This window comes from Pirellulimonas nuda (assembly GCF_007750855.1).
Classification (GTDB): domain Bacteria; phylum Planctomycetota; class Planctomycetia; order Pirellulales; family Lacipirellulaceae; genus Pirellulimonas; species Pirellulimonas nuda.
Window position 1 is genome coordinate 1,668,423 of record NZ_CP036291.1, and the last position, 21,656, is coordinate 1,690,078.

Consider the following 21,656-nt stretch of genomic DNA (forward strand, 5'->3'; position numbering starts at 1 on the left):
AAAATTAACAGACCATCGAAAAGACGGTTGACAGGTTTCAGTATGCCAAGGGTAAATCATAAAGTCCACGGCGCAGTTGCGATATTCCCAGCGAATCTTGTTTCCGCCGCGTTGCACCAACTTGCGTCCCTGGTTGAGCCCGCGGACGGCGGCGGGTCGAGGGGAGGCGCCCGGCAGGGCGGGTTGATCCCCCTCGAAACCGCTGGGGCCGGCCGCTACGTCAGCTCTCAAGCGACGCCGGCCTTAGTGACACGCGTTGAGGCTCGCGTGCGGGCCCAGAGCGTCCGCGAGCCGCGACGGCCTTGTGCGGTCTGGCGGCTTACCGGATTGCGTTGCTGCTGCCCCGTTCAAGCGCTCGCGGACCAACCCGGAGCGGGATCAGGCGCCAGCTCTGTCGGACCGCCGTTGAGAAGCGCGACGGCGGCGAGGCTCGCCTCACGCACGCTGGGTTCTGTAGCGAGTCCCCGGAGGCGAACCTGCGTTTGCCACTGGGCGCCTGGGGGCAGCGAGACAACCCGGCCGTGCCCCTCTTCAAACGAGCGCTGGTTCGGCAGGTTGGTGCCGGGCTCGAGCCCGGCAACGAACCCATCTTCGTCGGATTGAGAGTTCTTCCAAACGGTGAACCACGGGAGCTCACGGAGGCAGAAGCCGAGCTCTACCCCAGCGGCGCCGGCGGCGTTTTGTAGCACCACCGAGGTCCTCCCCTGGGCGTCCCCCGCCAGCTCTAGGAAGTAGACCTGCTCCGAGAATTCGGCCCGCTGCTGTGGGATAACTGCCCAGTCCGCGACCCCGCCCTGGACCGCTGCTTCGTCCCTTGGGCAAACGCGCACGGCAGGGGCTTCGACCCGGGCGCCGGGCGCCAAGAACGGTTTGCCCAGATTGATGTGATAGAGCATCTGCATCGTTGCGGGGCTCGCCCCGATGTTCTTGACGGTGTCGGTCCACTGCAGGACGCCCTGGGCGGCGTCGATGACGTACTGGGTCGTTAGCAGCAATTTCTGCCCCAAGAAGCGGCGCTCTGCTACCTGGCCCGTCACGCGGATAATAGACTGATCCGCGTTGACCTCAACCGCTAGGAAGCACGCCGGTGTGTTGGCGATGCGGCCGTGAAGCGGGTAGCGGAGGCGGCCCTCCGCGTTAAACTCGGGGGCGCCGTTGCTCTCCAGACCGCAGCGGAACATCAACTCCGTGATGCCATCAAGAAACCCCACGCCGGACGGCTCGGAAAGGGGCACATAGGCTGGGTGGACCGGGTTGCCCAGCGGCGATTGCCACCCCAACGGCACGCCGTCGAGGGTTGCGCGCCACAGCCCCATGCCGCGCGTCGGAAGGATCTCGCAACGCACACGGTCGGTGCGGACCTCGAGGACTCCAACGCCCTCCGACACGCCCCCGTGCAGCCGACGCAGCTCGACCGACCAAGGTTTCTCGTTCTCGGCAGACCCTATTTGGAAAGTCTCGACATGGAGACCGCTGTCAGCATCGATCAGCAGATGCTTCTGTTCTGCCATTGCGTCCACCTATTTCCAGAAGTTCGTGCAGCCGCGCCAGCAATCTGCGTCGCTGGAACGGGGGCCTGTGAGAGTCGAAGAAGACCGACGCGCGTCGACAAGTGATCGTCGTACCGATCGCCATGGAGCCGAACGAGAGTGGCGCCGACGGAGATTCTAGACCGCCAAGCAGCCGTGCGCGAATCCGTGGCGGGGCGTTCCGAGTAGAGCGGCTCCTAGAGCGATCTGCGGCCCGCTGGGGCCGCGGGGCGCCATCGCGATCCTGGCGCCTGCATGCTCTCTCAGTGATGGTGATACTTTTTTCGCGTCCATCGCGTCTCGTTTCCGACGTAATGCAGCGGAGGTCTTAGGGCGACGTTATCGCTCGACCTAGCGTGCGGGCCTCTGATGGACGGGGCTCCACAGCTAGTCTAAAATCGGCCCAGCGACGGCAAACCGGCTTGGCCATCCTCCTCTGTCTTGGCTTTTCTTCTAGTTCTCGGCAATTCGCGTTCCTTTCTTTCAATAGACCCGCGACGCGAGGTCCGCTCTCGCTAAACAAGGAACGAAACGCACTTAATCCGCTAGTTCGGGCGGTCGCTCGGACAACCTCCACGGACCACATCGCTATGGATAATCTCGTCACCGCCGACAACGTTGGCGACGTTTTGAACTCGGCCCTGAACGCCGGCGAGGGGTTGTTGCATCTGTCGCCGACCTGGGTGCCCAGGAGCTTCCTCCACCCCGGCAAGCGGATCCGACTGCACCCGCAGGACTACTACGCCTACGGCGCCGACCGCGGCGGGATCGACGAACGGTGGTTCGCCAGCACCACCGACGCGGCCAACGAAGGGCGGGTGTGGCACGAGGGGCAGAGCTTTGTGCGTTTTGAAGGAAAACGCTTCCTGCTGAAGGACGCGGTCGCTGAGGCGGGCCGCCAGCTCATCGGCCCCAAGATGTGGGACGCCCACGGGCGCTGGCCGGTGTACTCAAAGTTCTTCGACAACATGGGGCCCATCCCACACCACATGCACCAGAGCTTCGACGACGCGAAGCTTGTGGGGCAGCAGGGCAAGCCCGAAAGCTATTACTTCCCGCCGCAGTACAACAACTGCGACAACAACTTCCCCTACACGTTCATGGGGCTCGAGCCGGGCACCACCAAAGACCAGGTGCGTCGCTGCCTAGAGAACTGGGACCGCGGCGAGAACGGCATCCTCGACCTCTCCAAGGCGTACCGCCTAAAGCGGGGGTCGGGCTGGCTGATCCCGCCGGGGGTGCTGCACGCGCCCGGCTCGCTCTGCACCTACGAGCCCCAGTGGGGGAGCGACGTCTTCGGCATGTACCAGAACATCGTCGAGGGGAGGTACGTCCCGTGGTCGCTGCTGGTCAAGGACATGCCCGCCGACAAGCACGACGATCTCGACTTCATCGTCGAGCAGCTCGACTGGGAGCGGAACGTCGATCCCGAGTTCAAGGACCACAACTACCTCGAACCGATCACGGCGGACTCGGGCGACGGCTGGCGTGACGATTGGGTGGTCTACGGCACGGTCGACGGCGCCCAGTTGTTCAGCTCGAAGCGGCTCACGCTGGAGCCCGGCGCCAAGTGCGTGCTACGCGACCCGGGCGCCAGCGGATGGATCACGGTGCAAGGCAAGGGCCGCATGGGCAAGCTGGCCCTGCAGACCCCCACCATGATCCGCTTTGGCGCCGAGACCGAAGACGAGGTCTTCATCACGCACGAAGCGGCCGGCCGTGGGGTCGAGATCGAGAACACCGGGAGCGAGCCGCTTGAGGGGCTCCGCTACTTCGGCCCGGACACCTTCGATTCTGTTCCCGCCGTCGGAAGCTACCAATCCTAGCGCATCAAGTCGCTCGGATAGCAGTCACCCCGTCCCGTCATCCATTCGCCGCAAAGCAGTCGCATGAGTCATTCGTTCCCAAAGCTGCACAACGCTCTGTGGCCCGGCGTCGTTGGGAAAGGAGACGGCCCCGATCAAGAGCCGCCGCTGAGCCTCGACACGATGCTCAACCTAACGGCCGCTGCCCAGCGGGGCGGCAAGAAGTTCGACGGGGTCGATCTTTTTCTCTTCCTTCCGCACACCGACCCTAGTGCGAGCGAAGAAGACCTGCGGCGGATGGCCGACGACATCCAGGGGCGTGGCCTGAGCGTTGGCTCACTGGTAGCTCCGGTGTGGCCCGGTACGGTTGGCGACTCCGCCATGGGGGACGCCGCCTCCCGCAAGGCGTTCTTGTCCGCCATCGAAACGGCGTGCCGAATCGGCAGTGCTCTGAGCGCTCATGGCGTGCGCCGGCGGGGCGTGATCCGTGTCGACTCTGCCGAGTTCGGCGTCGACAAGTGGCGCAGCGACCCCCGCGGCAACACCAAGAAGATCGCCGAAACCTTTCAAGAGGCAGCCCGCATCGCGGCCGGCCATGGCGAGCGACTCGCCGCGGAGGGAGAGATCTGCTGGGCGGGGATGCATAGTTGGAAGGACATGCTCGACCTGCTGGAAGCGGTGGCGATGCCCGATTCGTTTGGCTTCCAGGCCGACCTGGCCCACACCTATCTCTTCCTGCTTGGCTACAACGCCCCCGAGCACGCGCTGCTCAGCGAAGGCTACGACGACGAAGAATTCTACGCGGCCTACGAGCAGATGGTCGCCAAGCTCAGGCCTTGGACGATCGACATCCACATCGCGCAAAACGACGGGAACGTCTTCGGCGCCGGGTCGCACGACAAGACCGGCAAGCACTGCCGTGCCGACGACCCCAACGGCAAGCTCGACATCGTGCGCTGCGCCTCGTACTGGTTGCAGGGCGCAGCCGATCGGGGGATCGAGCACATCTGCTGGGACGGCTGCATGTTCCCGAACGCGGTGCTGCAGAACCCGCAGACCTGGGACGCGATCCTCGACGTAATGATCCAAGTGCAAGACAACTGTGGATGGGACTAAGACCGTGAAAAAACCGCTACGCATCGGGATGATCGGCTGTGGATTCATGGGCCGCGCCCACTCCAACGCCTACAACCGCGTCGGCAACTTCTTCGACCAAGCGTACGTCCCGCAGCTCACGGCGGTCTGCTCGCGCAACGCGGCGGCCACGCAGGCGTTTGCCGACGCTTGGGGGTACCAGTCGATCGAAACCGACTGGCGGGCGCTGATCGGGCGAGCAGACATCGACGCGATCGACATCTGCGTCCCCAACAACCTCCACCGCGAGATCGCTATCGCCGCCGCCGAAGCAGGCAAGATGGTGCTCTGTGAGAAGCCCTTGGCGATCGACGCCGCAGACGGGCTGGCGATGTGCGAGGCGGTCGAGCGGGCCGGCGTGGCCAACATGGTGTGGTACAACTACCGGCGCGTCCCTGCGGTCACCCTTGCCAAGCGTCTGATCGAGGAAGGCCGGCTGGGCCGCATCTTCCACTACCGCGCCAACTTCCTGCAGGACTGGACGATCGCCGAAGACCTTCCGCAGGGGGGCACGGCGTTGTGGCGGCTCGACTCTGCCGCCGCCGGCTCAGGCGTGACGGGCGACCTGCTGGCGCACTGCATCGACACGGCGTTGTGGCTCAATGGCCCCATACGCGACGTGACGGCGATGACCGAGACGTTCATCAAACAGCGCGTCCACAGCCACTCAGGCGAGGTGCAGCCGGTGACGATCGACGACGCCTGCGCGTTCCTCTGCCACTTTGGCAATGGTTCGTTGGGCGTGTTCGAGTCGACCCGCTACGCCCGCGGCCACAAGGCGCTCTACACGCTGGAGATCAACGGAGAGTCCGCTTCGATCCGCTGGGACCTGCACGACCTGCACCGCTTGGAGTACTTCGACCACAGCGACGAGGGGCGGCTCCGCGGCTGGCGATCGATCAACGTTAGCGACCACGGCGGCGAGCACCCGTATATGGACAAGTGGTGGGTGCCCGGGCTGCAGATCGGCTACGAACACAGCTTCGTGCATCAGGTGGCCGATTTCATCGAGGGCCTCTCCACGGGCCAACCAGCCGCCCCCACGTTCCGCGACGCCCTGCAGACCCAGCGGGTTTGCGACGCGGTGCTGGGCAGCGCCGAGTCTGGCCGCTGGGCCGACGTCCAGCCGAGCGAAGCATGAAGTACGGCATCAACCTATTGCTGTGGACCGCCGAGCTGAACGACGGGCTTCTGCCAACGTTCGAGTGGCTTCGCTCGATCGGCTACGACGGCGTAGAGCTGCCGCTGTTCAACCCCGGATTAAACTACGGCGCCTGGGGCCGCCGCTTGGATGAGTTCGGGCTGGAGCGTTCCGCAGTGACCGTGCGCACCGCGGCGGACAACCCCATCAGCCCCGACAGCGCGGTGCGCGCCGCCGGGGTCGAGGCCAACAAGCGGGTGATCGACTGCTGCGTGGCGGCGGGGGCCTCGATGCTGGGAGGTCCTTTTTATTCGGCGCACGGAGAGTTCACCGGCCAGGGCCCGACCGACGACGAGTGGGCCTGGGGAGTGGAGAGCATGCGGATCGTCGCCGAGCACGCCGGCGACGCCGGCGTCGTACTGGCGTTGGAGCCGCTGAACCGCTTCGAGACCTACCTGCTCACCACGCAAGCGGACGCGGCCCGCTTTGTCGCACAGGTCGACCACCCCGCCTGCCAGGTGATGTTTGACACATTCCACGCCCATATCGAGGAAAAAGACTCCTCGGCCGCCATCCGCGTGGCCGGAGAGCGCATTCGCCAGGTCCATATTTCTGAGAATGATCGCAGCACTCCGGGCGCCGGGAGCGTACGCTGGGACGAGACCTTCGACACGCTGCACGACATCGGCTACGACGGCTGGATGACGGTCGAAGCGTTCGGCCTGGCGATGCCGGAGGTGGCAAGCGCAACCAAGATATGGCGAAGGATGTACGACAGCGAACAGCAGCTAGCGCGCGAAGCCCTCGCGTTCATGCAGAAGCAGGTCGCCACGCGATGGGTCTAAGACGTTTCCGTTCTCAACCGCTCACCAAGAACCAATCGTCATGAGAATCTTCCCGCTTCGGTCGATCGTGGCATTCGCCCTAGTGTGGGCGCTAATCGGCGCCCGCCCCGTGCTCGCAGAGCAGGATGAAGCGGGGTTCAGGCCCCTCTTTGACGGGAAGACGCTCGAAGGCTGGGACGGCGATCCCGCGCTGTGGCAGGCCTCCGACGGCGTCATCCGCAGCGTCACAACGGACGACGCCCCCCTCGAATACAATCAGTTCTTGATCTGGGACGGCGAGGTTGGCGACTTTGTGCTGCGGCTGGAGTTCCGCGTGGCGGACCGCGGCGTCGGCAATTCCGGCGTGCAGTACCGCTCGAAGCGCATGCCCGATGCGGGTAATTGGGTGGTCGGCGGCTACCAGGCAGACATCGAGCGGACCAACAAGCACATGGGGATCCTCTACGAAGAACGGGGCCGGGGGATCCTGGCCAACCGTGGCGAAAAGGTTGAGTTGACCGCCGGCCCCAAGGGGGTCAAGAAACAGGTTGTCGGCAAGGTGGGAGACCCCGCCGAGATCGTAGACGGCGTGCGGGCCGGCGAGTGGCAGACGCTCGAAGTCTCTGCGGTCGGCAACGAGCTCGTCCACAAGCTCAACGGCCGGACCACGGTCCGCGTAGTGGACAACGACGCCGCCCACGCCGCACAACGCGGGATCGTGGCCCTGCAGGTGCACAAGGGGCCCGCGATGCAGATCGAGTTCCGCAACATCCGCCTCAAAGACATCGCAAGAAACGACGGCGCCGTGTCTAACGAATAGTTCCTCCGCTCGCCCATACTTCAACGACGGATTTCTTATGGCTTCCAAACTCCGAAAGACCCGGCGCCAGTTCCTCGCAGCCACGGCCAAGGCCGGCGCGGCGATCGCAGCGCCGATGATCGTCCCCAGCTCTGTCCTGGGCCGCGACGGCGCCACGCCCCCTAGCGAGCGGGTCGTTGTCGGCGGCATCGGCATCGGCAACCGCGGCAGCTACGACCTGGGGTGCTTCCTGCAGCAGCCGGACGTCGCTTTCGCCGCGGTCTGCGACGTGAAGCAAGCGCGGCGGACCGCCGTCAAGAAGATGGCCGACGACAAGTACGGCAACGACCGCTGCGATGTCTACCGCGACTTCCGCGAGCTGCTCGACCGCGATGATATCGACGCGGTATTGATCGCGACCGGCCCCAACTGGCACGCGACCGCGGCGTCGTACGCGGCCAAGGCCGGCAAAGACATGTACTGCGAGAAGCCGTGCACCAAGAACATCGACCAGAGCCTCGCCCTGGCGGACATCATGCGTCGCACCGGGCGGGTTTTCCAGGCCGGCACGCAGCGGCGGAACCTGCCGCACTTTGCGTTCGCCTGCGAGCTGGCCCGCACGGGCAAGCTCGGCAAGATGAAGCGGGTCTACGCCCACCCACGCGGCATGCAGGCCCTGATGAGCGGTTGGCTCCCCGCCGAGACCGAGCCAGACCCGGAGGTGGTCGATTGGAACATGTACCTGGGACCAGCGGCGTGGCGGCCCTTCAATGAGAAACTGCTCGACGGCTTCAACTTCGAGAAGGGGGGCGGGCTCGTGGGCGGGGGCGTGCTGGAATGGGGCTCGCACTGCGTCGACCTCTGCCAGTGGGCGATGGGGGATTGTCCCCCGCCGGTAGAGTACGACGCGCCAAACGACGGCCGGCTCGTCGCACGCTACGCCGATGGCGTTGAGTTGATCTTCCGGGAGACCGACTGGATCCCGCTAGGCTCCTGCCCCGTGCGGTTCGAGGGAGAGACCGGCTGGGTGGAAGCCGGCGACAGCGGGAAGATGGTCTTGAGCTCGCCGGCGCTGCTGGCCGGTCGAGAGGTCTCCGAGATCGGCGGTTACCCGGCGACCTTCCACGTCCGCGACTTCCTCGATTGCGTGAAGTCGCGCAGCCAGCCCAAGGGGAATGCCGACGCGGCCTGCAACGCCCACATCGCTTGCCACGCGGCCAATATCGCGCTGTACCTCGACCGCAAAGTGCAGTTTGACAACCAGACGCACGCCTTTGTGAACGACCAGCAGGCGAACCGCCTGCGAAGCGAGGCGCTGCGAGAGCCCTGGCGAATCTAGCCTTCCTCGGGCGGCGTTTGTTCCTGATCCGCATCCCAACTTCATCCAAGCTCCCCAAAATGGCTACCAAACTTCGCCTGTCTGGATTTCTCGCTGCCCTGTCAGCGTGCCTTGTCCTCACGTCTTCCGCTCAGCCGGCGGCTGCGGCCGGGGCTCGGGCGGCGGGGTGGGCTTCGGTGATGGAAATCAGTCACCCGCCGGCGCCCGCAGATGAGAACGAACTGATCGACGCGCTGAGATCCGACGCCCCCGCCGCCGACAAGGCGATCACGTGCAAGCAGTTAGCGATCTACGGCACAAGCGCCGCTGCTCCGGAGCTCGCCAAGCTTCTGCCGGACGATGAGCTGTCGTCGTGGGCGCGGATCGCGCTCGAAGCGATCCCAGGTCCCGACTCGGCCGCGGCCCTCAGGCAAGCCGCCGGTGATCTGGAAGGACAACTGCAAGTCGGCGCCATCAATTCGCTCGGCGTGATCCGAGATGAACAGGCCGCCAGCTTATTGACGGGACTGCTGCAGAACCAAGACGAGCAGGTTGCCTCGGCCGCGGCTGTCGCCTTGGGGCGGATCGGCGGCCCCGAGGCCGCCCGTTCGCTGATTGCAGCGCTAGGAACGCCCCGGGCGGAGCTTCGCTCCGCGATCGCCGAAGGCTGCATCTTATCGGCCGAGCGGCTGTTGGCGGGCGGCGATCGGGCCGCCGCGGTCCGAATCTACGACGCCGTCAGATCCAGCGGTGCGCCAAAGCAACCCCTGCTGGAAGGGGTCCGCGGCGCAATCCTGGCTCGCGGTCCCGACGGCATTCCGCTGCTGCTGGAGCAGCTTCATGCGAAGGACGAAGACTTCTTCCGAATCGCCCTGAGCACGGCGAGGGAACTCCCCGGCGCCGAGATCGACCGGGCGATGGCCGGCGAGCTGGCCGGCTTAGCTCCAGAACGATCGGCGCTGCTGGTCCAAGCGATGGCGGACCGCCCGCAAACCGTCGTGCTGACTGCGATTATCCGCGCCGCGGAGCAAGGGCCGCCTCAGCTTCGCGCGGCGGCCATTGGTTCGCTCGCAAGAGTGGGCAACGAAACATGCCTGCCCGCGATGATCCAAACCGCTCTGGGCAAGGACAAAGAGCTCGCGGAACTTGCGAAGCAGACCATCGCCCAGCTACCAGGCGAAGGGGTCGACGCCGAGGTGCTCGAGGCTCTCGATGCGGCCCAGGGCGACCACCTGGCATTGCTGATCGAGACGGTCGGGCGGCGACGCATCGGCGCCCTGAACGACGTGGTAAAGAAGTTAGACTCTCCCGACCAGCAGGTCCGCAACGCGGCGCACTTCGCTTTGGGCGAAACGGTCGGCCTGAAGGACCTCCCGCTGCTAATCACGCGCGTGGTGAACCCCGTGCGCCCGGCGGACGAGGAGGCGGCCCGCAAGGCGTTGGTGGCGGCGTGCATCCGCATGCCCGATCGCGAGGCGTGCGCCGCCGAGCTGGGCGCCGCCTTCGAGCAGGTCGATGCCGCCGACACGAAGGTCGCCCTGCTGGATATCCTCGGCGAGATGGGGGGCCAGAACGCGTTGGCGATCATCGGCCGCGCCGCGGGCAGCGACGATAGCTCGCTCCAAGACGCCGGCACCCGGATCCTCGGCACGTGGATGACGGCCGATGCCGCGCCCGTGTTGTTGAAGCTTTCGAGCGAGCTGCCCGAAGGCAACTACCAGATCCGGGCCATCCGTGGCTACGTCCGCATCGCCCGTCAGCTCCCGGTTTCCCAGCAGCAACGCACAGAAATGTGCCGCGCCGCCCTCGAAGCAGCGAGCCGCGTGAATGAACAGGTGATGGTGCTTGAGGTGCTTCAGCGTTACCCCAGCAGGGCCAACCTGCGGCTCGCCAAGGAAGCAGCTGGCCGGCCCGAGCTCAAGGACGCCGCCGAGAAGGCTTCTCAAGCGATCGCTCAGCAGCTAGAGGCCGAGCGTCGCGGCTAGCGCCCGCCGGCCGTTGGTCGCGGCTCGGCGCCGCCGCTGGTCGTGAAGAAGATTGATCCCAGCCACATCCCAACGCCGGCCATGATCAGCCCGGCCAGTTGCTGGGGGAAGGCCTGGCCGAGCGAGGTGGCCATGAACAGCAGCCACGTCCCCAGGCCCAACAGGATCGAGGTCACCGCGCCGCCGTTGGAGGCCCGCTTCCAGTACAGCCCGCACACCAGCGGCACAAACGCGCCGACCAGCGGCACCTGGTAGCTGTTGGAAACCAGTTCGTAAACGGAAGTCCCCTGCATGGCGATCGAATAGCCCAGCACCAGCAGGGTAAATGCGAACACCGTGACCCGCATCAGGGCCAACTCTTCGTGGTCAGACATCTGCGGGCGAAGGTGCTTCAACACGTTCTGCACGAGCACCGTGGAAGGCGCCAGGATGGTCGAGGAAGCGGTCGACATGATCGCGGACAACAGCGCGCCGAAGAACAGCACCTTCGTGACCTCGGGCATGTGCCCCATGATCAGCGTGGGCAGGACCTGCTGGGGGTCGCGCTCGATCATCGCCCCCATGTCGTCCGGCATCAGCAAGAAGCCGGTCGCGACGATAAACATGGGGATAAACGAGAAGCCCAGGTACGCGACGCCCCCCAAGATGGGGCCGATCACCGCTACGTCTGCGTTCTTGGCGGACATCACGCGTTGGAAGATGTCTTGCTGAGGGATCGACCCCAGCATGATCGTGATCCCCGACGCGAGAAAGAACAGCAGCGGCCTAGGTTCCAGCGGGGGCAGCAAATGCAACATCTCGCGCCCGCGGGCCGCCTCGAGCACCGGAGAGACCCCCCCGGCCAGGTTGCCGGCGATCCACGCGATCGCGGTCAGGCAGACCACGATGACGATCATTTGCACAAAGTCCGTCACGGCGACCGACCACATCCCGCCAAAGATGGTGTAGAAGAGCACCACGACCGAGCCGATGCAGGCCCCGGCAATTGGCGACACGGCGCCCTCGGTGAGCAGCGAAAAAACGATCCCCAGCGCCGAGATCTGCGCGGCGACCCAGCCCAGGTACGAGACGACGCTGACCGCCGAGCAGAACAGCTCAACGGCGACGCCGTACCGCTCGCGGTAGTAGTCGTTGATCGTCAGCAGCGAGAGCTTGTAGAGCCGGCGCGAGAAGAACAGGCCCACCAAGATCAGGCACAGCGAGGCGCCCCAGGGGTCTTCGGCCGTCTCGTGCAGACCGCTCTCGAGGAACCTTGCGGGGATCCCGATTACCGTCTCCGAGCCGAACCACGTGGCGAACGTGGTCCCGAAGATGATCGATAGCGGCAGCGCCCGGCCGGCGACCGCGTAGTCGGCCGAGTTGTGCACCCGCCGGGCGAACCACAGCCCCATGGCGATGGACGCCAGCAGGTAGAGGGTGACGAAGAGTATCAGCATCGCCTTCGGCTATCCATGTGCGTCGGCTCCCCGCGGTCGCTCCGCTCGACGCGGGTCGATACCAACACCCCTACCCCCCCGCAGCCTGGCGGGCCGCCCCGACGCCAAGCCGCGGGCCCGACCCACGTCGGTCGACGCGGGCCGGGGCGGCTCTGCGGCCTAGGTCTCCTCGCCCGCGGGGGCGGCGGGCAGCTCCTTGATCATCACGTTGCGGAAGCGGTACGTTTTGCCCTTCTCGCCGTGGTGCTGGATCGCGATCCGCCCCTTCGCGTCGGTGCTGTCTTTGAGGTCCGTGACCTTCACGCCGTTCAGGCGGATGACGATGTGGTCGCCACGGCACTGGATCTCGTACCGATTCCAGCCGTCACGCCGCAGCGCGTCGTGCACCTCGGGGCGCTTGAACCACTCCTGCGACTCGGCTTCATACTTCAGAAACTCGGGCTCCGAACGCCCCTTGGTGCTCGGCCACACCCACTGGCGGCGCCCTTCGTCGTACAACCCGCCAGACCAGCAGCGGTCCGAACCGTCGCACTCGGCCTGGTAGCCGTACACGCGGTTGGGCTCAACGTGGCAGCGGAACATCACGCCGGAGTTCGCCTCGCCGGCGGGGAGCAGGATGTCGGCCACCAGCTCAAAGTCGCCGTACTCACCGTCCGCCACCAGGAAGAACTTCTTGTCCGCGTTGAGGTGGATCTCGCCATCCACCACCTCGGCCTTGCCGTGGTCGTACGGGTTGCTCCACCCGTCTAGGCTCTTGCCATTGAACAGCGGCTTGTAGCCCAGGGCGGTCAGCTCGGCCTGGTCGGCGCTGGCCGTGGGCGACTGCTCTGCGGCGAAGAGCGCATCGGCCGCCGCGCACTGCCAGGCGACGCACGCCGCGGCGACGAGCCGCAGCGTCACGGGGCGCAGCGTCAGGGGGCGCAGCGGCGGGAAGGTTGTGGTTTGCATAGGTGCTCCGGTGTGGGGGTCCATCGAGAAGGTCCGCTTGTTGGGGCGACGCACGTGCGCCGCCCGAGAGCATAACAACACGCCCTGGAGTTCTGTCCTTTTGTCCGCGCCGGCGGCGCTAAAATACGGCCGGTAAACGCCCAAAAGAGCTAAAAACCGCGGATTTCCGCCGCCCCGCCCGGCCGGCCCGCTGCGTCGGCGCCCGCCTCAGCGGACACAAACCCTGCCGATCGGACACCTCCGGGACAAAACCCCGCGTTCCGACCCGGCCCGCCCCGCGTGTGAGGCGGCGCGCAACCGCGGCCGGCCCCCATTATCCCCCGCCGGGCCCGCCACGCCACCACGATTTTCGGCCGCCCCCGCCGCGGCCGGGGTCCGCCGAAAACCGGCCCCAGAGCCGGTTCTCCGGAGGTCGTTGGTCGGGCGGCCTAAGGCGGCAGGCCGAAGCCGGGGGGCCGCTGCCTGGGGGGGCCCTGCGACGGTCCTGACGAAGACTCCGCCCCACGCGGCCCGGGGCGCCCGGAATCGGCTACCCCGCGGCCCGGACGCTTCGCTGGCCGGGCGATTCGCAAAGTACGCTTTGGTTGGCCTGATCGAGCAACCCGGGGGCGCACGCTCGCTATGCACTGCGTAGAAGACATTGGATCGTTGGTTCCAGAAGAAGTCGCGGTGCTCGGCGCCGCGGCCCAGAACCGCGGCGTCATCGAGATCGCACTTAAATCCGACACCCGCGGGCGGGCGGTCCGCGCCGGCACGGTCAAGCTGTTTGACCGCGAAGACCCCGGCTACAGCAAGCGTTGCTGCGACGCCGTGCCGCGCCTGGTCGAGCTGCAACTGCTCTCGGCGTCGGCCGTTCCCAACCGGTTCGAGCTGACCAACTTCGGCTGGCAGTTTAGCCGCAAGGCGTGCGCCGAGAGGCCGGACGACCAGGCCGAGGGGCGCCCGGACCAGGCCCTGGCCGAGTCGATGACCGTCCCGCGCCCGACCCCCGCGCGGCGGCCCGCCCCGACCCAGGAGCCCGTGGCTACCCCGACCCCACAGGCGAGCCCAGAAGCAGCGCCCGAACAGCACCCCGAACAGAACCTCGAACAGGGCCCCGGAACGCACTGCGATCCGGCCCCCGTGGCGGCCCCCGTGGCGGCCCCCCCGGCAGCCCCCCTGGCGGCCGAGCCCCCTATCCTCCGGACCGAAATCGAGATCAGCGACGCGTTGGATTCCACTGCGTCGCTGATCTCGACCCTCGGCCTCGACGACGGGTTTATGCCGGAAGAGCCGAGGCGCCTCGAGGAAACGGGCCTCAACAAGTCGATGGTAGACGACCTGATCCACAAGGCCCTGCTCGCCGCGGGGTCGTTGTCGGGCCGAGAGATCGCCGAGCGGCTCTGCCTGCCGCTAGCGATCGTCGAGGACCGGTTCACCGAGCTGCGTCGGCGGCAGACGCTGACCCCCGCCGGCTCGGCGATGCTGGGCGACAACGTGTACGAACTGACGGAGCAGGGTCGCGAGCGGGCCCGCCGCGCGCTCGACGAATGCGCCTACTCCGGCCCGGCCCCGGTCCCGCTGGACGACTACATCGACTCGGTCCAGGCGCAAACCATCCGCAACGAGAAGCCCAAGCGGGCCCAGCTCGAGAAGGCGTTCTCCGACATCAATGTCGAGCCGGAGATGCTCGCCCGCCTCGGCCCCGCGATCAGCGCCGGGAAAGGGATGTTCGTCTACGGGCCCCCGGGCAACGGCAAGACGACCATCGCGCAGCGCATCACCCGCTGCTTCGGGCAGAGCATCCTGGTGCCGTACGCGATTGTCGAAGACGGCCAGATCATCAAGTTCTTCGACGCCTCGTGCCACGAGCCCGAAGAGGCCAAGGTCAGCAGCATGCTGATGAGCTCCGACGGCGACCGCCGCTGGGTGCGCATCCGCCGCCCGACCGTGGTTGTGGGGGGCGAGCTCACCATGGACAGCCTGGAGCTCAAGCACGACCCGGTGAGCCACGTCAGCGAGGCCTCGCTGCAGCTCAAGAGCAACTGCGGCAGCCTGCTGATCGACGACTTCGGCCGCCAACGCGTGAACCCCACGGAGCTGCTCAACCGCTGGATCATCCCGCTCGAGAACCGCATCGACTACCTCTCGCTGGCCAACGGCAAGAAGATCGAGGTGCCGTTCGAGCAGTTGATCATCTTCTCGACCAACCTCGAGCCGCACGACTTGGCGGACGACGCGTTCCTAAGGCGGATCCCGTTCAAGATCGAGATCGGGGCGCCGTCGCGGGAAGAGTTCATCAAGCTGCTGGGGGTGTTCGCCGCGAAGCTGGGGGTGGAGTGCCCCCCCGTCTCGATCGAGTACCTGCTGGAACAGCACTACGACCGCTGCGCCCGCCCGCTACGCCGCTGCCAGGCCCGCGACCTGCTCGACCAGGTGGCCCACTACTGCGAGTACAACGAGCTGCCGAAGGTAGCCAGGCGCGAGATCCTCGATCACGCCGTGTCGAACTACTTCACCGCGATGGCGGGGGGCGAGTAGCCGTCAGCGAGTGCTGCGGGCGCCGCTCATACTACACCGCTAGAGAAAGCTACGGACCACGGATAACGCTGATTTCACGGATCGATCATCAGCTCCGTAGGCCGGAACAAGACCGCCGCAGGCGGGTCGGGTTTAGGCACCGGCGGAGAAGTTGGGGCGACTAGGACGCCGCTTGTTGAGGCAAACACTTCTCTGCTGCTTGCCGTAGCGGCGCGGTGCCGGGCGCCATTGCCACGCTCGCGTGGCAATGCGAATCACCAGAGGCCGCCGATTCTGGCGCCACTCATGGCCACACAAGCGGGGACCTTGGCGCCCGGCGGTCGAGGGGAGGTCAGGCTTCGACCGGCACCACCAGCGCGGATAGCCCGTCGCCGCCTTGCGGCTCGCGGTAGTAGGTGCCGGTGTCGATCCGGTCGACCACCAGCGACGCGAGCCCCTCGGACGTGAGGTAGCCGACAGGCCGCTGGGATTCCAGCACGATCAAGTAGTCGTCAACGACCGACCCAAAGGCCTCGAACAGCTCGCTCAGCGGCATCGCCCCGTCGACCGTGTTCTCTGTGGGCTCGATCCGGCCGGGGTCCAGCACTCCCCCCGCGCCGTGGGGCACGCCGTCGGGGGCGACCACGCCCAGAAGGCCGCTGGCGGCGTCTAGTACGGGGATGCAGGGGGGGAAGGGGCGGTCGGCCGTGCCGGGATCGCCCCAGCCGGCAGAGACCGGCAGGTCCGCCTTGAGCAGCAGCGGGAACGCCTCCATCAGGTCGCGGGCCAGCACGTCGTGGAACGGCTTGCCGGTTTCGGTGTCGTGTTTCCAGGCGGACAGCTCTTGCTGCACCGTGGCGAGATCGAGCACGCAGCCGCCGCCGTAGGCCCCGACTTGTTCGAGTCCCGCGGCCACACGGTCAAGCGCTTCGTCTACCGGGTCGGAGGGGTCCCAAGCCGTGACCGCGGCCGACAAAGTGGGGCAGGCGCCCGCTGCGGAGGGAGGGGGCTCTGCTACCGCAAACGCCTCGACAACGCCCTCGGCGAACTGTGCGGCCTGCTCGCTTGAATAGCCGGGCAGCAGCACGACAAACACCCCACTGCCCAGCGCGCACCCCAGCGCATCGGTCGGCAGCGCGTCGGCCAAGCAGCGGGCCGCGGCCGCCGTAATTTCACGGGCGGATTCTACGCCCAAACGCTGCTCGATCCGCTCACGGGCGTCGACGCCCAGGGCCACTAGGCCGCAAGGCCCGGCGTCTGCCAGGCGCTGGGCGCGTCGGATCAGCGCGGGACGCAGCAGCAAGCCCGCCCGGGGGTCGCGCGTCGACGTGGCGGTGAAGCGGCGTTCGAACTCGGTCCGCCGGACGCCGGCGCGGAGGCGGGTAAGCAGCTCGCCGATGTTGATCGGCAGGCGGATCACGTCGTCGGCGCCCATCGCCAGCGCGTCGTCCGCGGGGTCGATCAACGCGTTGGCGCCGGGCGCGCAGATCGCGATCCGGTGGGAGTAGGCGGCGGGCGCGGTCTCGGCGGCGAGCGCCTCGGCCGCCTCGGGGTCGCGGGCGTCAAGCAGCCACAGCGCCTCGTCGCCGCCGGCACGCCACAGCGCGTCGTCCCGCCAGCACGCAGACGCGGTGACGCGGTAGCCGAAGTTCGAGAGCGTCCACGTCAGGTCGCGCAGCAGCGACCGGTCTTGGGAGACGATGGTGACGGGGATGGCGGTAGGGATGGATTTCACGGTGGTGACGCCCTCCACGGTCCGAACGGCAGTAGCAAGACAAGGGCAGGGCGCCCGCGGCGGGGCGTCTGCGATGCGCCCGTTTGATGCGGGCTGTGCGGCGGAGGACCGAAACATCCGCGGTTCCGATCTCCCCACGCCATTAGAATGCTACTCTTTTTTTGGACGGCCAGCGGAGTCGCCCGCTACTTTTCTGTGCAGTACGCCAACCGGCGGCATTGCGGCCTAGCCGCGGACGCCGCCCGCCCCAATCCACGTCGAGCCGAGCCGAGGCGAACCAACGTGCCGACAGATTCATCTAATCACCGCGGCGGCCAGCCCCGCTTCGAGTACTACCCGCCCAACAGCGCCACGCTGCAGACGGTGAGCGTAGAGAAGCTGCCGTTCACCATCGGCCGGGGCGCCGAGGCCGACCTGCAGATCGCTTCCTCCAGCGTCTCGCGCGAGCACGTGCAGTTGACCTCGTCCGCGGGGCAGTACGTGCTGCGTGACCTGGGGAGCACCAACGGCACCAGCGTGAACGGCGAACCGATTGCCGAGACCAAGCTGCGCGACGGCGACGTGGTGCGCGTGGCCGACGTTGATCTGACCTTCCTTGTGAACTCGATGAGCCGCCTGCAGCGGATGGTGACGCGGCCCCTCTCCGACCCCGCCCGCCCGGCGCCCTCGGCGCCGACGCACGTCAGCGCCGAGGTCGGCTCGTTGCGGTCCATCGAGGAGGCGCTGCTGTGGCAGGCGCCCACGCTCAACTGGACCTGCATCGTCGACCGCCGGACCCACGCCGAATCGGCCCGCGTGTGCCGGTTGGCGGAACCGCTGGCCGGTCAGGTCCGCGAGGTCCGGTCGGCCAGGCGCTGCTCGCCCGCCGCACGGCTGCAATCGCTGGCGTGGCGGCTGGCGGCGGCTCAGGCCGCGCCCGACGCCGCGGGCGCCCTGCTGCTGCACATCGAGAGCCCGGCGTTGTTCGGCGGCTCCCTGCTGGACGACCTAGAAGAGGCCCGGGAGTTGCTGCCCGAAGCAATCGCGATCGGCGTGGCCGCGCCGTGGGAATGGGCCTCACGCGACCCCAAGACGCTTGAGTCGTGCGCCCGGCTCCAAGAAGCCGGGGCGCAGATCGCCTTCGATCACTTTTCGGGGGGCGCCAACTGCGTGCGCGCTCTCCGCGAGGCGACCCCTGATTTCTTGGTGCTGTCGGCGGAGGTCGTCCAAGGGATCGCGGGCCAAATCAGGCTGCAGCAACGCCTGAAGTCGGTCGTCGGCGCCTGCGAAGAGCTAGGCATCCCCGTCGCTACGCCGCCGCTACACCATGAAGACATTAGCCGTGAAGATTTCGACGCGTGCGCCCGCCTGGGCGTCTGCCTGACAGAACAACCACGCTCGCCGGACGGCGCCCCCCCGCGGGCGCCGCGGCGTCTGCTCGTGTAACCGGGCCCCCTTACCCTGGGCCCCCTGAACCTGGGCCACCCGCTCCTCCCCAACTTTTACGCCATGACGACCGCCCTCTCCCCCATCGCCCTGCCCGAAGGCTACGCGCTGCTCGACCGCCTTGGCTCGGGGGGCTACGGCGAGGTGTGGCGGGCCACCGCGCCGGGCGGGATGGAGAAGGCGGTCAAGATCGTCTTCGGCCACTGCGACGGTGACCTGGCCGAGCGCGAGCTCAAGTCGCTCGACCGCGTCCGCAGCGTCCGGCACCCGTTCTTGTTGACCATCGAGCGCTACGAGGTGGTGGACAACCGCTTGGTGATCGTCACCGAGCTGGCAGACAAGAGCCTCGACAAGCTGTTCCAAGAGTGCCGCGGCCAGGACAAGCCGGGGATCCCGCGCGAGCAACTGATCACGCTGCTGACCGACGCGGCCGAGGCGCTCGACTGCCTGAGCGAGCGTCACGGCCTGCAGCACCTCGACATCAAGCCAGAGAACCTGCTGATCGTCGGCGACCACATCAAGGTGGCCGACTTTGGGCTGGTGAAAGACCTGGCGGCGCGGACCATCAACACGATGGTCGGCGGCATGACGCCCCTCTACTCGTCGCCCGAGGTGTACGACGACAACCCCAGCGACCGCAGCGACCAGTACAGCCTAGCGATCGTCTACCAGCAGATGCTTACCGGCACGGTGCCGTTCTCGGGGCGGACGCCGGCGCAGCTCGCCAAGCAGCACACGATGGCCGAGCCGAACCTCGGCTCGCTAGGCGCCAAAGACCAAGCCGTTGTCGGGCGGGCGTTGGCAAAGGACCCCTGCAAGCGCTACGCCAGCAACCGAGAGTTTGTGCGGGCGTTGTCCGACGCGCCGGGCGACGCGGGCCACGGCCTCGCCGCCTCGCAGCCGATCGACGGAGTGCAGCCTTCCTACACGCCCCAGGCCGCCAGCGACACCCGCGCCGCGGTAGCCATCAGCACCACGCCGCTGCCCCAGCAGGGGGGCGCTACCAACTTGCTGCCGCACGACGGCGCCGACGCGCCGTTGTCGGCCGCGCCCGGCCGGCCCCAGTTGGATTTTCCTCCCGCCGACCACAAAGTTTCCGACGCCGCACTCCCGCCGATCGCAGCGCCGCTGGCGAGCATGGCGCAGCCTACGTTGTTCGTCGCCATCGGCGGCGTCGGCGCGCAAATGCTGGCGGCCGTACGCGAGCGCTGGGCGGGGCAGGGCGAGGCCGCTCCCCCCGCCGAGTGGCTCGCGTTCGACACCGACCGCGAAGAACTAATGCCGCTCACCCGCGGCGAGTCGCCGCAGATCGCTCCGGAAGACGTGCTGCTAACCCCGCTCCGCCGACCCAAGGATTACCGCCACGCGTCACGCGACCTGCTGCCGTGGGTCAGCCGGCGTTGGCTCTACCACATCCCGCGGTCGCTCCAGACCCGCGGCTACCGGCCGCTGGGCCGGATCGCCGCGGTCGACAACGCCGACGCGGTGGTGCGTGCGTTGCACGCCCGGCTGAGCCGGCTCGCGGCCGACGGCGCCCACGCCGGGCGACCCGTGCAGGTGGTGGTGCTGTCCGGGATGTGCGGCGGCACCGGCGGCGGCGCGGCCCTGGACATCGCCCAGGCCGCACGCAACCTCGCGGGCGGGCTGTCGCGGGGCGTCTCGGTCCGCGGGGTCTTTGCGCTCACGCCAACCGCCAACGACAGCCTGGCCGCGTCGAACCTGGTCTCGTTGCTCACCGAACTTACGCACGCGCAGGCCAGCGGCAACGTCGGCCAGGCGTGCGCCCCCGGCGCCGCCCGGCACTTCGAGGCGGCAACGCCCCCGTTGGACGAGGCGTACGTGCAGCCGGTCTCCGCGCGCGGCAACGCCTTAGAGCGGCGGGCCGCGCTGGCCGCCATCGCCGACTATTTGTTGCTGCGTTCCACGATCGACCTGAGCCCCGTGCTGGCCGCCGCCGGCGGCAATGCGGCGGGCATGCTGCGGACCTTCAACGTCGCGCGGCCGGCGCAGATCGAGCAAGCGGCCGCCGTCCACCGCCAGGCCCGGCTCCAGCAGGCGTTATTGCGGTACTGGGTGGAAGAAGCAGACAGCATGGGCGCCGCGGGCGACCCAGAACTGCTGGCCTGCTTTGGTCGGCATTCGCGCTCGCGTTTCGCGCGTCAGTTCACCTCGCGCTTCAACCCGATGCTCGCGGCCGAGGACCCCAACAGCGACCCGCAGTCCGGCGCGACCCGGCGAGAGTACAAGCGCGCGGTGCAGCACGCTGCCGAGCGCTTCGCGCAGTGGGCGGAACTGCTGCAGCCGGCTGACGGCGAGGGCTCGGCGGCCGACCCGGCGCTCGCGGCGACCGCGCGGTCGATCAGCGCCGGGGTGATCGATCGGCTCTATGCTTCACGACCGGCCGGCGACGGCGCGTTGTTTGATTTCCCGTCGCTGGCAAGCTGCCACGACGTGCCCTCCGAGGCTGCTTCGGTAGCGCCGGGCACGCTAGCCGCCGCCGAGACCGGGGTGCTGGGCTGTGGGCACACGCGTTACTCGCTGCTGCTGACCCCGGCGGCCGAACGCCACGCGCCGTTGGCGAGTGAGCTCTTGAAGCTGCGCGGAACAGCTACGGTCGCCCAGGCCGAGGTCGACGCCGCGGTGCTGATCTGCGAGGGCGCCGCGCTCGCGCCGGCGCAGATGGCCGCGTGCGTCGCCCAGGCGCTGCCAGACGTGATGGAAGCCGCCAGCCGGCTGCACGCACGGACGGACATCACCTGGACCGACCTGCGCACGCCGGGCTAGGCAGCCTGGCAACGAAACGAACGAGCGGCGGAGACGTTAGCTGAGAAAGATGAAAAAACGAGACAGGATAACAGGATCGGCAGGATTGGTGCTGCCTCGGCAGGATCGCTCGTATAAATCCTAGAGAATCTGTGGCTGGCCCGTCCTCTCCAGATATCCGGTCCGTCTTTCGACTTTCTTGGCGTTCTTGGCGGTTCAACCTCGTCCGTCGTGGCGGCCTTCGCGCTCGTGGCGTCGTGGCGGTTCTGTTGCGTCGCAGCGACCAGACTACTGATGGCTGGTCTATCCCTGCTT

14 protein-coding genes are annotated in these 21,656 nt (G+C 67.4%); 10 read left to right on the plus strand and 4 right to left on the minus strand.

The genetic code is table 11. The features are described 5' to 3' along the window. Nucleotides 1-347 precede the first annotated feature (347 nt). Nucleotides 348-1,511: a DUF4432 family protein gene (locus Pla175_RS06965; protein ID WP_145282520.1), complete on the minus strand. Its 1,164-nt coding sequence runs from the start codon at nt 1,509-1,511 to the stop codon at nt 348-350. A gap of 608 nt (nt 1,512-2,119) precedes the next feature. Between Pla175_RS06965 and Pla175_RS06970 the strand changes: the two genes are divergently transcribed. From Pla175_RS06970 to Pla175_RS07000, 7 genes are all read left to right on the plus strand, one after another. Continuing rightward, nucleotides 2,120-3,355 carry a cupin domain-containing protein gene (locus Pla175_RS06970; protein WP_145282522.1) on the plus strand — a complete coding sequence of 412 codons (1,236 nt, stop codon included), beginning with the start codon at nt 2,120-2,122 and terminating at the stop codon, nt 3,353-3,355. Between the two features lie 63 nt (nt 3,356-3,418). Continuing rightward, nucleotides 3,419-4,450, plus strand: coding sequence for a TIM barrel protein (locus tag Pla175_RS06975; RefSeq protein ID WP_145282524.1), 1,032 nt, complete (start codon nt 3,419-3,421; stop codon nt 4,448-4,450). 28 nt (nt 4,451-4,478) lie between these two features. Continuing rightward, nucleotides 4,479-5,609, plus strand: a complete 1,131-nt coding sequence (locus tag Pla175_RS06980; protein ID WP_145292006.1) for a Gfo/Idh/MocA family protein — start codon at nt 4,479-4,481, stop codon at nt 5,607-5,609. Further along, complete coding sequence (locus Pla175_RS06985) at nt 5,606-6,454, plus strand: sugar phosphate isomerase/epimerase family protein (protein ID WP_145282527.1); 849 nt, start codon at nt 5,606-5,608, stop codon at nt 6,452-6,454. The genes Pla175_RS06980 and Pla175_RS06985 overlap by 4 nt, the downstream gene beginning before the upstream one ends. 40 nt (nt 6,455-6,494) lie before the next feature. Continuing rightward, on the plus strand, nt 6,495-7,253 hold the full coding sequence (locus tag Pla175_RS06990) for a 3-keto-disaccharide hydrolase (RefSeq protein ID WP_145282529.1): 759 nt from the start codon (nt 6,495-6,497) through the stop codon (nt 7,251-7,253). Nucleotides 7,254-7,290: 37 nt separating this feature from the next. After that, nucleotides 7,291-8,571: a Gfo/Idh/MocA family protein gene (locus Pla175_RS06995; protein ID WP_145282532.1), complete on the plus strand. Its 1,281-nt coding sequence runs from the start codon at nt 7,291-7,293 to the stop codon at nt 8,569-8,571. A 179-nt stretch (nt 8,572-8,750) separates the two neighbouring features. Next, entirely contained in the window at nt 8,751-10,535 is a 1,785-nt protein-coding gene (locus Pla175_RS07000) for a HEAT repeat domain-containing protein (RefSeq protein WP_197527323.1), read from the plus strand. Here Pla175_RS07000 and Pla175_RS07005 read toward each other — a convergent pair. Further along, nucleotides 10,532-11,971, minus strand: a complete 1,440-nt coding sequence (locus Pla175_RS07005) for a sodium:solute symporter family protein (protein WP_145282536.1) — start codon at nt 11,969-11,971, stop codon at nt 10,532-10,534. The genes Pla175_RS07000 and Pla175_RS07005 overlap by 4 nt on opposite strands. Nucleotides 11,972-12,130: 159 nt before the next feature. Then, nucleotides 12,131-12,919, minus strand: coding sequence for a 3-keto-disaccharide hydrolase (locus Pla175_RS07010; protein ID WP_145282539.1), 789 nt, complete (start codon nt 12,917-12,919; stop codon nt 12,131-12,133). 621 nt (nt 12,920-13,540) lie between these two features. On the opposite strand from Pla175_RS07010, the gene Pla175_RS07015 reads away from it, so the two are divergent. Further along, nucleotides 13,541-15,439: an ATP-binding protein gene (locus tag Pla175_RS07015; RefSeq protein ID WP_231954237.1), complete on the plus strand. Its 1,899-nt coding sequence runs from the start codon at nt 13,541-13,543 to the stop codon at nt 15,437-15,439. 331 nt (nt 15,440-15,770) lie between these two features. Here the strand turns inward: Pla175_RS07015 and Pla175_RS07020 are convergent, their stop codons facing one another. Continuing rightward, nucleotides 15,771-17,153, minus strand: coding sequence for a hypothetical protein (locus Pla175_RS07020; RefSeq protein WP_145282541.1), 1,383 nt, complete (start codon nt 17,151-17,153; stop codon nt 15,771-15,773). A 147-nt stretch (nt 17,154-17,300) separates the two neighbouring features. Between Pla175_RS07020 and Pla175_RS07025 the strand changes: the two genes are divergently transcribed. Next, nucleotides 17,301-18,578, plus strand: a complete 1,278-nt coding sequence (locus Pla175_RS07025; protein ID WP_145282543.1) for an FHA domain-containing protein — start codon at nt 17,301-17,303, stop codon at nt 18,576-18,578. Nucleotides 18,579-18,641: 63 nt separating this feature from the next. After that, nucleotides 18,642-21,362, plus strand: a complete 2,721-nt coding sequence (locus Pla175_RS07030) for a protein kinase domain-containing protein (RefSeq protein ID WP_145282546.1) — start codon at nt 18,642-18,644, stop codon at nt 21,360-21,362. Nucleotides 21,363-21,656: the final 294 nt, after the last annotated feature.

Coding starts and splice junctions, on each gene's coding strand:
- Pla175_RS06965 (WP_145282520.1), bottom strand. CDS start 1,511: ATGGCAGAACAGAAGCATCTGCTGATCGATGCTGACAGCGGTCTCCAT.
- Pla175_RS06970 (WP_145282522.1), top strand. CDS start 2,120: ATGGATAATCTCGTCACCGCCGACAACGTTGGCGACGTTTTGAACTCG.
- Pla175_RS06975 (WP_145282524.1), top strand. CDS start 3,419: ATGAGTCATTCGTTCCCAAAGCTGCACAACGCTCTGTGGCCCGGCGTC.
- Pla175_RS06980 (WP_145292006.1), top strand. CDS start 4,479: ATGATCGGCTGTGGATTCATGGGCCGCGCCCACTCCAACGCCTACAAC.
- Pla175_RS06985 (WP_145282527.1), top strand. CDS start 5,606: ATGAAGTACGGCATCAACCTATTGCTGTGGACCGCCGAGCTGAACGAC.
- Pla175_RS06990 (WP_145282529.1), top strand. CDS start 6,495: ATGAGAATCTTCCCGCTTCGGTCGATCGTGGCATTCGCCCTAGTGTGG.
- Pla175_RS06995 (WP_145282532.1), top strand. CDS start 7,291: ATGGCTTCCAAACTCCGAAAGACCCGGCGCCAGTTCCTCGCAGCCACG.
- Pla175_RS07000 (WP_197527323.1), top strand. CDS start 8,751: ATGGAAATCAGTCACCCGCCGGCGCCCGCAGATGAGAACGAACTGATC.
- Pla175_RS07005 (WP_145282536.1), bottom strand. CDS start 11,971: ATGCTGATACTCTTCGTCACCCTCTACCTGCTGGCGTCCATCGCCATG.
- Pla175_RS07010 (WP_145282539.1), bottom strand. CDS start 12,919: ATGCAAACCACAACCTTCCCGCCGCTGCGCCCCCTGACGCTGCGCCCC.
- Pla175_RS07015 (WP_231954237.1), top strand. CDS start 13,541: ATGCACTGCGTAGAAGACATTGGATCGTTGGTTCCAGAAGAAGTCGCG.
- Pla175_RS07025 (WP_145282543.1), top strand. CDS start 17,301: ATGCTACTCTTTTTTTGGACGGCCAGCGGAGTCGCCCGCTACTTTTCT.
- Pla175_RS07030 (WP_145282546.1), top strand. CDS start 18,642: ATGACGACCGCCCTCTCCCCCATCGCCCTGCCCGAAGGCTACGCGCTG.